Origin of the sequence: Ottowia sp. VDI28 (assembly GCF_049532675.1) — a bacterium.
GTDB lineage: Bacteria > Pseudomonadota > Gammaproteobacteria > Burkholderiales > Burkholderiaceae_C > Ottowia.
On the sequence record NZ_CP149820.1, the window covers coordinates 566,533 to 578,835 of the forward strand.

Annotated in this window: 13 protein-coding genes; 9 read left to right on the forward strand and 4 right to left on the reverse strand. The window is 63.7% G+C overall.

Annotated elements, in window-relative coordinates; genetic code table 11:
- Window positions 1–14: 14 nt before the first annotated feature.
- The 3 genes from mnmA to WJU18_RS02575 all read right to left on the reverse strand — a co-directional run bounded on the left by mnmA (window position 15) and on the right by WJU18_RS02575 (window position 2,579).
- Window positions 15–1,181 (reverse strand): tRNA 2-thiouridine(34) synthase MnmA, encoded by a 1,167-nt coding sequence (gene mnmA / locus WJU18_RS02565; protein WP_423458610.1) that lies wholly within the window; start codon window positions 1,179–1,181, stop codon window positions 15–17.
- 27 nt (window positions 1,182–1,208) lie between these two features.
- Window positions 1,209–1,964 carry a sulfite exporter TauE/SafE family protein gene (locus WJU18_RS02570; protein WP_423458611.1) on the reverse strand — a complete coding sequence of 252 codons (756 nt, stop codon included), beginning with the start codon at window positions 1,962–1,964 and terminating at the stop codon, window positions 1,209–1,211.
- Window positions 1,965–2,096: 132 nt separating this feature from the next.
- On the reverse strand, window positions 2,097–2,579 hold the full coding sequence (locus WJU18_RS02575; RefSeq protein WP_423458612.1) for an NUDIX hydrolase: 483 nt from the start codon (window positions 2,577–2,579) through the stop codon (window positions 2,097–2,099).
- A gap of 200 nt (window positions 2,580–2,779) precedes the next feature.
- On the opposite strand from WJU18_RS02575, the gene WJU18_RS02580 reads away from it, so the two are divergent.
- Genes WJU18_RS02580 through WJU18_RS02595 form a run of 4 tightly spaced genes read left to right on the forward strand, consistent with a single transcriptional unit; the run spans window position 2,780 to window position 6,587 of the window.
- On the forward strand, window positions 2,780–3,922 hold the full coding sequence (locus WJU18_RS02580) for a Re/Si-specific NAD(P)(+) transhydrogenase subunit alpha (protein WP_423458613.1): 1,143 nt from the start codon (window positions 2,780–2,782) through the stop codon (window positions 3,920–3,922).
- 5 nt (window positions 3,923–3,927) lie between these two features.
- Window positions 3,928–4,761: a hypothetical protein gene (locus WJU18_RS02585; protein WP_423458614.1), complete on the forward strand. Its 834-nt coding sequence runs from the start codon at window positions 3,928–3,930 to the stop codon at window positions 4,759–4,761.
- Window positions 4,762–4,809: 48 nt separating this feature from the next.
- Complete coding sequence (locus WJU18_RS02590; protein ID WP_423458615.1) at window positions 4,810–5,133, forward strand: NAD(P) transhydrogenase subunit alpha; 324 nt, start codon at window positions 4,810–4,812, stop codon at window positions 5,131–5,133.
- 17 nt (window positions 5,134–5,150) lie between these two features.
- A complete protein-coding gene (locus tag WJU18_RS02595; RefSeq protein WP_423458616.1) occupies window positions 5,151–6,587 on the forward strand; it encodes an NAD(P)(+) transhydrogenase (Re/Si-specific) subunit beta in 1,437 nt (478 codons plus the stop codon).
- A 17-nt stretch (window positions 6,588–6,604) separates the two neighbouring features.
- On the opposite strand, the gene WJU18_RS02600 is transcribed toward WJU18_RS02595, so the two are convergent.
- Window positions 6,605–7,738, reverse strand: coding sequence for an ATP-grasp domain-containing protein (locus WJU18_RS02600; protein WP_423458617.1), 1,134 nt, complete (start codon window positions 7,736–7,738; stop codon window positions 6,605–6,607).
- A 126-nt stretch (window positions 7,739–7,864) separates the two neighbouring features.
- Here WJU18_RS02600 and WJU18_RS02605 point away from each other — a divergent pair, with 126 nt between their 5' ends.
- From WJU18_RS02605 to WJU18_RS02625, 5 genes are read left to right on the forward strand one after another with little or no spacing between them, the layout of a single operon-like run.
- Window positions 7,865–8,677 carry a GntR family transcriptional regulator gene (locus WJU18_RS02605; protein WP_423458618.1) on the forward strand — a complete coding sequence of 271 codons (813 nt, stop codon included), beginning with the start codon at window positions 7,865–7,867 and terminating at the stop codon, window positions 8,675–8,677.
- Window positions 8,658–9,542 carry a succinate--CoA ligase subunit alpha gene (locus tag WJU18_RS02610; protein ID WP_423458619.1) on the forward strand — a complete coding sequence of 295 codons (885 nt, stop codon included), beginning with the start codon at window positions 8,658–8,660 and terminating at the stop codon, window positions 9,540–9,542. The genes WJU18_RS02605 and WJU18_RS02610 overlap by 20 nt, the downstream gene beginning before the upstream one ends.
- Window positions 9,535–10,317 (forward strand): enoyl-CoA hydratase-related protein, encoded by a 783-nt coding sequence (locus tag WJU18_RS02615; RefSeq protein WP_423458620.1) that lies wholly within the window; start codon window positions 9,535–9,537, stop codon window positions 10,315–10,317. The genes WJU18_RS02610 and WJU18_RS02615 overlap by 8 nt, the downstream gene beginning before the upstream one ends.
- A gap of 19 nt (window positions 10,318–10,336) precedes the next feature.
- Window positions 10,337–11,305, forward strand: coding sequence for a hydroxymethylglutaryl-CoA lyase (locus WJU18_RS02620; RefSeq protein ID WP_423458621.1), 969 nt, complete (start codon window positions 10,337–10,339; stop codon window positions 11,303–11,305).
- A 37-nt stretch (window positions 11,306–11,342) separates the two neighbouring features.
- The gene (locus WJU18_RS02625) at window positions 11,343–12,299 is read left to right on the forward strand and encodes a Bug family tripartite tricarboxylate transporter substrate binding protein (protein WP_423458622.1); all 957 of its coding nucleotides are present in this window, start codon (window positions 11,343–11,345) and stop codon (window positions 12,297–12,299) included.
- The last annotated feature ends 4 nt before the right edge of the window (window positions 12,300–12,303 follow it).

Genomic DNA, 12,303 nt, shown 5'->3' on the forward strand with positions numbered 1-12,303 from the left:
GGCTGTTGCTGCCATCACGCCTTGGCTGCCGTGAGCGCTAGGGCTCGGTCTTGATCCGGCAGGTCGCCAGTGCGTGCGCTGGCGATCACACCGCCGCCCAGACATACCTCGCCGTCATACAGCACCGCGCTCTGGCCCGGGGTCACGGCCCATTGAGGCTCGGAGAAGCGTAGGCGGAAGGTGCCCTGCGTTTCGCCGGCTGAGAGGCTGCATGCGGCATCCTGCTGCCGATAGCGCGTCTTGGCAGCCAGAGTGCCGGGCTGAGGCGGCTCATCGGTGGTCCAGGCAGCGTTGTCGAAAGTCAGCTCGTGCGAGAGCAGCCAAGGGTGCTCATGCCCTTGCACCGCGTACAGGGTGTTGCGCGCCATGTCTTTGCGGGCCGCGAACCAGGGCGCATGTTCGCCGCCGCCTCGGGCCGCGCCTTTTTCCTTTACACCTCCGATGCCCAGCCCCTGGCGCTGGCCGAGGGTATAGAACGAGAGCCCCACATGTTCACCGATGGTGCGCCCGCGCTCGTCCTTGATCGGGCCGGGCTTGGTTTGCAAGTAGCGGTTCAGGAACTCGCGGAACGGCCGCTCGCCGATGAAGCAGATACCGGTGGAATCCTTTTTCTTCGCGTTCGGCAGTCCGATTTCGGCGGCGATACGCCGGACCTCGGTTTTCAGTAACTCGCCGACGGGGAACATGGTCTTGGCCAACTGCGCCTGGTTCAGCCGGTGCAGGAAATAACTTTGATCCTTGGAGGGATCCAGGCCTTTGAGCAGTTCGTGGCGGGCGCGCGCCTCGTTATGGCGTACGCGGGCATAGTGGCCGGTGGCGATCTTTTCTGCGCCCAGACGCATGGCATGGTCGAGAAAGGCCTTGAACTTGATCTCGGCATTGCACAGCACGTCAGGGTTGGGCGTGCGCCCCGCCTGGTATTCGCGCAGGAACTCGGCGAATACGCGATCCTTGTACTCTGCCGCGAAGTTGACGTGCTCGATCTCGATGCCGATCACATCCGCCACGGCAGCCGCATCGACGAAGTCGACGTTCGACGAACAGTACTCGCTGTCGTCGTCGTCTTCCCAGTTCTTCATGAAGATGCCCACGACCTCGTGGCCCGCTTTTTTCAGCAGGTAGGCTGTGACGGCGGAATCCACACCGCCCGAGAGACCGACAACGATACGGTGTTTGGACATCCCTGAATTATCAGGTGCGCGGTGAAATCACGTTTTCGTGAAGAACAATACGCTCATGACCAGTCCGGTCACGATCACGATGGCGCGCACCACCCTGGCCGGAAGGCTGCGGGCCAGGCGCGCCCCGGCGAAACCGCCGAGAGTGGCGAATACGGCCATCAGCAGGGCCTGCTTCCACACGATGGCGCCGCCAATGGCGAAAGCGATGACCGAGACGACTGAAAGCACGAAAGAGTTGAGGTTCTTGAGCGCATTGACGGTGTGCATGCGGTGCTCCCCGCATACGAGGTAGAGCGCCATCAAGAGGATCCCCAGGCCGCCGTTGAAATAGCCGCCGTAGATGGCCACCAGCAGTAGTGCGGGATTGCGCCAGCGGGAAAGGCCGCTGCCATGCTCGCCACCGGCCCAACGCGAAAGAGAGGGGCCGAACGCGAACAGCACGGTGGCGAACAATAGCAGCCAGGGCACGATGCCTGAAAACACCGAAGCGGGCGTGACCAGCAGCAGCAGCGCGCCGGCCACGCCGCCGAGGGCGCTCAGGATGAGCTCGCGCACCAGCAGCGAGCGCGGGAGCGCTGCCAGCTCGGCCCGGAATCCCAATGTGCTGCCCAGATAGCCTGGGCTCACGGCCAGCGCGCTGGTGGCATTGGCGGCGATGGGCGGCACGCCGGTCAGGACCAGGGCGGGAAAAGTGAGAAAAGTGCCGCCGCCGGCAATGGCGTTCAGGATGCCGGCGCCAAAGGCTGCAGCGGACAGCAGGAAGAAAGAAGCAATAGGGTCCATGGAAAATACTCGAGCGGATCGTGTCTCAACGGCAGAAGGCTGCGGAGCAAGCCATTCGGGTCCGTCGCGGTGCGGGCTTTGCCCCGCCGCTGGCGGTGTCCTCTGGGGGCGCCCGGCGTAGAGGATGGCGCGTCAGCGCCTCAGGGGGAGCATAGTCCTATCCATCACGATAGCTGACAGATCGAAGCGTTTTCCCTTTATGTGATCCTGCACGCAGCGCCAGACCAGGGGGCTGCGGTGGCGATCCTGGCTGGTTTCTATCTCGGCAGGGGTCATCCATACGGTGCGCACGATCCCTTTGTCGAGTGGCCGCGCGGGGTCTGCTTCACTGGCATTGCCCGTGAACGCCAGCCGCATCCAGGTTGCCGGCGCGCCTTGGATGTCATTGCTCGCTGCCATGTAGATGCCCAGCAGCGCGGTAGGGGTGAAGAGGCGGCCAGTTTCCTCCAGCGCCTCGCGTACGGCGCCCTCCGCAGGCGATTCTCCAGGCTCCAGGTGGCCGGCCGGTGTGTTCAGGCGAAGTCCGTTGGCGGTGTGTTCTTCCACCAGCAGGTAGCGCCCGTCCTGCTCAATCACCGCTGCTACGGTGACGCTGGGTTTCCATCGGGTGTTCATGGGCGGATTATCCAGGGCAATATGCGGATCGTCCGAGGATTGCAACAGGTATGGTGCCAGAACGTCGCCAAAGTGTCTCGGTAGTCCATGGCAGGCGGGATTTGCCGTGAATATGCCCTGGAAGATGCTAAGCTCGGCTGGATTCGGGCGGCCACCCAGGCGGCAGCACGCCCGAGCACCATGAATGAGGAGAATTTTCCATGCTGATTGGCGTGCCCACCGAGACGGCGGCCGGCGAAACCCGTGTCGCAGTGACCCCGGAGACGGCCAAGAAACTCATTGCCCAAGGCCATGCCGTGCGCGTGCAAGCCGGTGCCGGCGTGTCGGCTTCCGTGACCGATGCCGCTTATCAGGCGGCGGGCGCTGAAATCACCGATGCTGCTGGCGCACTGGGGGCCGACATGGTGCTGAAGGTGCGTGCACCGTCGCCCGAAGAGATTTCGCGGATGAAGCCCTCGGCCGTGCTGATCGGCATGCTCAACCCCTTCGATGCCGAAGGACTGAAACGGCTGGCCGCTGCCAGGCTGACTGCTTTCGCTCTCGAAGCCGCCCCCCGGACGACACGCGCCCAGAGCATGGACGTGCTTTCGAGCCAGGCCAACATTGCCGGCTACAAGGCTGTCATCATGGCAGCGGACCGGTATCAGAAGTTCTTCCCCATGCTGATGACCGCCGCTGGTACCGTGAAAGCGGCGCGCGTGGTCATCCTGGGTGTCGGCGTGGCCGGCCTGCAGGCCATCGCCACTGCCAAGCGCCTGGGCGCGGTGATCGAAGCCAGCGACGTGCGCCCGAGCGTGAAGGAGCAGGTCGAATCGCTGGGCGCCAAGTTCATCGATGTGCCCTACGAAACCGCGGAAGAAAAGGAAGCCGCCGAAGGCGTGGGAGGCTATGCGCGCCCCATGCCGCAAAGCTGGCTCGACCGCCAGAAAGCCGAGGTGGCCAAGCGTGTGGCGCAGGCCGATGTGGTGATCTCCACCGCCCTGATTCCCGGCCGTCCGGCGCCTGTGCTGATCACCGGGGACATGGTGGCGAGCATGAAGCCCGGCTCGGTGATCATCGACATGGCCGCCGGCAAGGGCGCGCCAAATCCCGACGGCAGCGTGGGAGGTAACTGCCCGCTGACCGAAGCCGACAAGACCGTGGTCAAGCACGGTGTGGTGCTGGTCGGTGAAACCAATCTGGCCGCTTTGGTGGCCGCTGACGCCTCAGCGCTGTATGCGCGCAACGTGCTCGATTTCCTGAAGCTGGTGCTGCCCAAGGAGGGCGGCTTCACGCTGGACCGGGAAGACGACATCGTCGCCGCCTGCCTGATGGCGCATGAAGGTGCCGTCACGCGCGGCTGAAAAGCATGAAATTGAAGTACGCCATGAATACCGCGGCTCGCCCGCTGGGGGCCTTGTTGCTCGCGTTGCTGGCAGCGGGCTGTGCCGCGCCAGCGCCGGGCGGCAGTTCTGCCGCTGCGGCTTCCTCCGTGGCCGCCGCGCCTGCGGCGGCGCCGCAGATCTCGGTGCCGCCCGCCAGCATCGGCACCTGGTATGACCTCGGCACGGATCCCGCGCCCTGGCTGGGTGGTGAGGGATTGGTGCCGGTGTCCGGCGCCACTGCCCCCACGCGGGCCGTGGGCCTGCAGCGCGAGGACGGCCATTGGCTGGCGGTGGTGGTGGTGCAGGCGGCTGCGGCCAACGGCGGGCCCGTCTGCCCGCAGGCCGACAGCATGCACCTGGCCGGCGGCAATGCGTCCGATTGCCTGAGGATGCGCCGCGACGCGGATCTCGACCACTGGCTGAAGGCACAGCACGCGATGCTGTGGCAATGGCTCGAAAAGCGCAACCTGGCAAGCACCCCGCGCGCCTGGGTGGGGCATCGCATCAGCGCCGGCGGCCGTTTGCTGGAGGTGCATGCGCTGGTCGATCCGGCACTCATCGAATCCGTGACGCGCAACAACACTGACTTTCTGGCCGCAGGCGAACCCGGTCAGCGATGGGCGCAGGCGCTTGCGGCTGCCAGCCGGGCCGCTGCTGGCGGCGCGGCGCTGGCCGTGCCGCCATTCCCGTATATGCCGCAGGTGGCGCCACCGCCACCGCCACCGGCCGTGACGATACCCACGCCCGCTCGCGCTATCCAGGTACCGTCATCCGACGCGAAGCCTCCGGCCCTGGCACCGCGCCGCGACCGGGAATAAGACATCACGCTTCGCGACAGAACTCATTCGAATCCCAGGAGACTCCGCATGGACATCGTGTCCCCGACCATCATCAACCTGATCATCTTCGTGCTGGCCATCTATGTGGGCTACCACGTGGTGTGGACCGTGACGCCCGCATTGCACACGCCGCTGATGGCGGTGACCAATGCCATTTCGGCGATTGTCATCGTGGGCGCCATGCTGGCGGCGGCGCTCACCGAAGGCACCGTGGGCAAGGCTATGGGCGTGGCGGCGGTGGCCCTGGCGGCCGTGAACATCTTCGGCGGTTTCATGGTGACGCGCCGGATGCTGGAGATGTTCAAGAAAAAAGAACGCAAGGCGCCTGCTGAAGCGCCGGCTGGCAAATAAGAGGAGGCAGTGAAGCCATGAGCATGAACCTTGTCACGTTGCTGTATTTGATTGCCAGCGTCTGCTTCATTCAAGCCCTCAAGGGGCTGAGCCACCCCACCACGTCGATTCGCGGCAACCTGTTCGGCATGGCTGGCATGACCATTGCCGTCCTCACCACGGCGGCCTTGATCATCAAGCTGTCCGGTTCCGGCCTGGGTCTCGTGTGGGTGCTGCTGGGCCTGGTGGTGGGTGGCGGCTATGGCGCCTGGCGCGCCAAGACCGTCGAGATGACGAAGATGCCCGAACTGGTGGCGTTCTTCCACAGCATGATCGGCCTGGCGGCGGTGCTGATCGCTGGCGCCACCGTGGTCGAGCCCTGGGCCTTCGGCATCGCGGATCATCCGGTGAACGGTGTGGGTGGTGTGATTCCTGGCGGCAACCGCATCGAATTGGCCTTGGGGGCATTCATCGGCGCGGTCACCTTCAGCGGCTCGGTCATCGCTTGGGGCAAGCTTTCCGGTAAATCGAAGTTCCGCCTGTTCCAGGGCGCGCCCGTGGTGTTCCCAGGTCAGCACTGGCTGAATCTGGTATTCGGGTTGGCGGCCATTTTCTTCATTTTCGGCTTCTGGCACTCGCAGAGCTGGCTTGATTTCGCGCTGGTCTGCCTGCTGGGTTTCATCATCGGCGTCACGCTGATCATTCCCATCGGCGGTGCGGACATGCCGGTGGTGGTGTCCATGCTTAACAGCTACTCGGGCTGGGCGGCGGCGGGCATCGGCTTCTCGCTCAACAACAGCATGCTGATCATTGCAGGCTCGCTGGTGGGGGCTTCGGGCGCGATCCTGAGCTACATCATGTGCAAGGCCATGAACCGCTCGTTCTTCAACGTCATCCTGGGTGGCTTCGGCGGTGACGCCGCGGCGGCCAGCGGCGGCACGCAGGAGCAGCGCCCGGTCAAGAGCGGAAGCTCGGACGACGTGGCCTTCATGCTCAGCAATGCCGACAGCGTGATCATCGTGCCCGGCTACGGCCTGGCCGTGGCGCGCGCGCAGCACGCCGTCAAGGAAATGGTGGACAAGCTTACCGAGAAAGGCATTGACGTCAAGTACGCCATCCACCCGGTGGCCGGCCGCATGCCGGGGCACATGAACGTGCTGCTGGCCGAGGCGGAGGTGCCCTATGACCAGGTGTTCGAGATGGAAGACGTCAACGGTGAGTTCGGCCAGGCCGATGTGGCGATCATTTTGGGCGCGAACGATGTGGTGAACCCGGCCGCGCTGCAGAAGGGCACGCCGATCTACGGCATGCCGATCCTGGAGGCCTACAAGGCGCGTTCGGTCATCGTCAACAAGCGTTCCATGGCCGCCGGCTATGCAGGCCTGGACAACGAACTGTTCTACATGGACAAGACCATGATGGTGTTCGGTGACGCCAAGAAGGTGGTCGAGGATATCGCCAAGGCGATTGAGTGAACGCGCTCTCCGAGACGTTACGCAGGTGAGTCAACGGCCTTGATGAGGCGGGAGAGTTCGGCAATGGCCTCGTCCAGTTCGGCGCGGAAAATGAAGCCAGCATCGACAAAGATCTGGCGTGCCTCGGCCGCGCTCATTTCCACCTCGGCCGCCGCGGCGGCGACGATGCCCACCACGACAGGCTTGGACACGGGATGTTCCTGCAGCGCCTTGATCGTTCCTCGCACGATAGGGGCCAGCGACGTGGCCGCCAGTGTGAAGTAGATCAGGACACCCTTGATATTCGGGCGATCGGCGCACTCCAGCACGCGCCGCGCCTTCTCCTCGTAAGCTGCCTCGCGTCCGCCCGCGCCATCGACGAACGTGGCCGCGCGCAAGCCGGCGTCGGCCAACATGTCGACGACGGTCATTCCCAAGCCTGCCCCGCCGGTGAGCAGACCGACATCTCCGGGCATCTCCACAAACGTATCCGATTCGCCACGCTGCCTGTCAGTCAACTGAGACGACACCAGGCGATACCGGTGGGGGTGGCGGGCCTCTGCATGGTCATCGAGTATGACCTTGGCGTCCAGCGCCACCAGCCCTTTGTCCGCAGTAACGGCCAGTGGGTTGATCTCGATCAGTTCGGCGTCCTCGGCGCACCAGGTTCGCCACAGCTCCAGCGCGAAGCGGCTGACAGGCCCGATCTGCTCTTTTTCCAACGCGGCCTCCCGCAGGAACTGCACCACTTCCCACGCTACGAGGCCCTTGAGAGGATCGATCAGCAAGCGTTTGACCCGCTCAGGATGGCTTTCGACCTCGATTCCGCCCGCGCATGAAAACAGCAGGCACGGCGCGCATGCCACATCGTCGATGGTGATGGCAATGTAGAGCTCCGACGTGATCTGTGCGGGCTGCTCGAGCATGACCCAGCCAGCCTCGCCGCGTTCGCGCAACCGCGCCCGCACGGCATTCACCGTCTGCGGCAGTGAATGGGCCTCGGACTTCATGATCAACCCGGACTTGCCTCTTCCGCCCGAAAGCACCTGAGCCTTGACCATGGCGTCTCCGGGAAATTCGGCCTGCTCATCCGGCGCCAGCAACTTCCGGGGCAACAGGGGGATGCCGTGGCTTTCGAGCAAGGCTTTGCCGTCGAACTCGATGAGTTGCATGTCTTTTCTCCAACCAGGATCGATCAAGGGATTGCATATCCTATCTCAAAGTTCTAGTATTCTGGAACTTTAGATAAATAGCCATTTGATACTTGAAGTGGAACTTGAAGTGGATATGGCACCGGCATGAGTCGAATCGAATCCGCAAAACCTGTTGATCCCAAGGGGCAGAACGAGGCCATTGCGCTGTACGTGCGCATCGCCAGCATCCTGAAAGGCCGCATCGTGCGGGGTGATTGGCCGCATGGCGCGCTCGTGCCGGGCGTTGAGCAGCTGAGCCGTACCTACTCTGTCGCCCGGGCCACTGCCAGGCAAGCCTTGCAGGCGCTGGTCGCAGAAGGGCTGATCGTCAGCGAGCGGGGGCGAGGCAGCAGGGTCTCCTACGTCAAGCCGTCCGTGAGCGAGATCGACGGCGGGTTGTTCCAGGTGCTGGCTCCGGAGCCCAAGGGGCACAGGATCGTGATCCTGGAGCGGCGGCACCAGGTGCCTCTGAACACGGCGCTGTTCAAGATGGGCGTGCCATACGAGTCGTATACCTTGATACGCAAGGTGCACCTGATGGACGGCATTCCTTATGGCTATTACGAGGTCAGTATCGCCAGCGAGATCTACGCGCGTTTGCCCGCGGGCGCGGATGGCAGGCAGAAACTGGCCCGGTTGTTGGCCTCCATCGGTGTCGAGATGGCCAAGGGAGAGGATGTCCTGACCGTGGACAGCGCCGACTGGGAGGAGGCCGTGCATCTCCAGTACCCGATGGCCAGCCCGATCGCACGCATCGTGCGCGTTATGACCGACCGCTCCGGGCGTATCGCCTACGCGGCCAACAACATCTATCGCGGGGACAAGTTCAAACAGACCCGCGCCGTGTCTGGCTACCTGTACGTGCCGGACGAATCCACCTCCAGTAAAACGAAAAGCAATGTCAATCCTGTTGGATGAGCGGGCTCGAGTAGTCCTTCAAGGCGCTACCGGCGGTTACGGCCTGAACCAGATGAAGGCCATGAAAAAGGCGGGCACGAACGTGGTGGCGATGGTGTCCATCGGGCGCGGCGGCCAGGTGATGGATGGCGTGCCTGTCTTCGACACGGTCGTAGAGGCGGTCCGTGCGACTTCCGCTAACGCTGCTGCCACCTACGTTCCGGCCGCTGGCGTGCGCGATGCGCTCGTCGAGGCGGCCGACGCAGGGCTCAAGCTGGCGGTGGTCGGTGCAGAGTTCGTTCCGATCCAGGATGCGCTTTGGGCGCTGTCCTATGCGCGGGAACGAGGTCTATGGGTGGTGGGTCCGAACTGCGTCGGTCTGACCTCGCCGGGCAAGGCCGCACTAGGCTCCATCCCTCCCGACTACACCATGCCAGGGAAGGTGGGCCTCATGGGGCGCAGCGGTACGCTTTCCCTGACGACGGTGCGCTTGTTGACCCGCGCCGGCCTGGGCCAGAGCACCTGCGTGAGCATGGGCGGCGATATGGTCATCGGAAGGAATCCGGCCGAATACCTCCAGGCGTTCATGGCGGATCACGAAACGCAAGTCATCGTTTCGCTGGGGGAGATCGGCGGCGGTAAAGAGTACCAGATGCTGGATGCCATTGCGGCCCGGACGAAACCGGTGGTTTGTCTGATCGTGGGGCGCCAGGCGCCTCCCCACACACGCATGGGACACGCGGGCGCGTTCGTCAGCGATCACAAGTCCACGGCGATGGCCAAGCGTGCGGCATTGGCAGAGGCCGGTGCCGTCATCGCCGAGAACCCCTTCCACCTGGTCGAAATCGTAAACACGTTCTTAGATGAAAGCCCATCCGATGCCTAATTTCGATCTCATTCAGTATGAACGCAAGGGCCCGGTCGCGTGGCTGACCATTAACCGCCCCGAGGTGCGCAACGCGATCAACAACCAGGTGATGCGCGAGTTGGCGTCCGGCATCGACCATGCGGAATCCGATGCCGAAGTGCGTGCCATCGTCCTCACCGGCGCGGGTGACCGTGCGTTCTGCGCGGGCGGCGATCTTCAGCCCTCCACGCAGCAGTTTGCGCGCGATTTCTCGCGCATGGATCTGCCGCTCGTGCGCTTGATCACGAAGGCCACGCAGTGCACGCTCCCCATCGTCGCGCGCGTGAATGGCCACGTCATGGCAGGAGGTGTGGCCTTGCTGGGGATGGCGGACATGGCCGTCGCGGCAGACAACGCTCGCGTCGGCTTGCCCGAAGTCAAGATCGGCATGTTTCCCCTGCAGGTCGATGCGTTGCTGCAGCGCCTGATTCCCCGCAGGAAGATGGTGGAAATGAGCTTGACGGGGGAGCCCATCACCGCTCAGGAGGCGCTGGCGATCGGCCTTTTCAATCACATTGTTCCTGCCGCCGAACTCGACGCGAAGCTGGATTGGCTGCTGTCGCGCTTGCTGGACAAGTCGCCCACCGCCATACGCCTGGGTAAGCAATCGATGGAAGCCATTTCCGATATGACGCTTCAGCAAGCGTTGACCTTCATGGCCCAGCAATTGGGCGCCATGGCCTTGACGCAGGATTCCAGGGAAGGGCTGGCCGCTTTCGCGGAAAAGCGTCAGCCACGCTGGACCAACCGCTGAGCCGGCATGGAGGCGCCCTATGTCTGATCTGCCCCGTTTCGCGGCCATCTGCGAAGAAGGCCCCCGGGAAGGTTTCCAGAGCGAACCGAAGGTCATTCCAACGGCCGATAAGATCCGTTTCATAGAGTCGCTGGCCGAGACGGGGGTCAAGGAGATCAACTGCGTGTCGTTCGTCAACCCGAAGCGCGTCCCCCAGATGGCCGATGCCGAGGCCGTCGCCAGCGGCATTCGCAGGCGCCCCGGTGTGTACTACACAAGCACCATCCTGAATGCGGCGGGGTTCGAGCGGGCCCGGAACACGCCCCTGGATTGTTTGCCGGTGATGTTTCTCTCGGCCTCAGAAACCTTTGGCATCCGCAACAGCAACAAGAACCGGTCCGAGGCGCTGGCGGAGCAGCGGGATATGCTCGCGATGTATCGGGCCGCTGGCCTGGAGCCCCAGGCAGGTTATGTATTCACGGCCTTCGGCTGTGCCTACGAAAGCGACGTGGCGCCCTCTCTGGTCGTGCGCGCCGTATCCGATTTGCTGGCGCTGGCCGAAGGCTTGCCGGTACCGCGCATCGTGTTGTGCGATACGGTGGGCTGGGCAACGCCTTTGTCCGTCGAGCGCCTGGTGGGCTTGTTGCGCGAGCGGTGGCCCGAAATCCGCCTGGGGCTGCATCTGCATGACACGCGTGGCATGGGGATCGCGAACGCCATGGCAGGTTTGCGGCTCGGTGTCGACTATTTCGAGAGTTCCTGTGGCGGGCTGGGAGGGTGCCCGTTTGCCGGCAATACCTCGGCGGCGGGCAACATCGCCACAGAGGAGCTGGTGCAGATGTGCGAGGAAATGGGTGTCCGCACAGGCATTGACCTTGACCGGCTGATCGAGTGCACGGTGATCGCGGAGCAGATCGTCGGCCACTCGTTGCCTTCCAAAGTGTCTCGCGCGGGCTCCATCGCGGCGCATCGAAGGCGCAACGCCGAGGCTGCGCGCTCGCGGGCTTGAATCGTCCTTGGATCCATCGAAAACAACAGGAGACATCATGAAGATTCGGGTATTCCTTGCCGGCTTGGGGCTGTTGATCTCCACCGGCATCTGTCTTGCACAGCCATACCCCAACAAGCCGGTGCGCTTCATCACGGGTTTCGCCGCCGGCTCCTCGATCGAGAACCTGACTCGCACCATACTGGACGACATCTCCAAGCGGACAGGCGCCGTGTTCATCGTGGAGCAACGGCCGGGGGCGCTGGGCATCATTGGCATGAATGCGGTTGCCAAGTCTCCGCCCGACGGCTACACGCTGATGCCCAGCTCCAGCGCCACGCATTCCTCCGCACCCCAGTTGACCAAGGTGCCCACTGCCGATCCGGTCAAGGACTTCACGCACCTGGGGGCCATCGACCGGTTCCACTTGATGGTGGTGGTCAATGCCAGCTCAGGGATCAAGACGGTCGAGGAACTCGTAGCCGAGGCTGGAAAAAGGAGCCTCAACTATGGCTATGGCTCCGCCACCGGGCAGGTGGGCGGGTCTGCATTCGTCCGGGCGGCGGGGATCGACGGCCGCGTCACGGGCGTGCCTTACAAGAGCCAGCCCCTGGCGTTGACAGACCTGCTTGGCAATCAAGTGCAATTCGCCGCTTCCGATCTTCCGTCGGTGGATGCCTTGATCCGCAATGGCAAGCTCACAGGCTTGGCCGTGACAGGTGACAAGCGCTCGGCCTTGTTCCCGGAGGTGCCCACACTGACCGAGCGTGGCATCAAGGCGGAACTGATCGGATGGGTGGGTTTCGCAGGGCCCGCCGGACTGCCGGAAGAGGTACGGGTCTGGTGGCAACGCAATATTTCAACCACGCTCAGCAAGCCGGCCATCATCGAAGAGCTGAAAACCAGAGGCGTTGAACCGTACCTTCTCTTCGGACCGGCATTCGAGAGGTTCGTGGCAGACCAATATCAGGTCTGGGGCCGCCACATTCGCGACGCAGGCCTCAAGCCCGAGTAAGGCG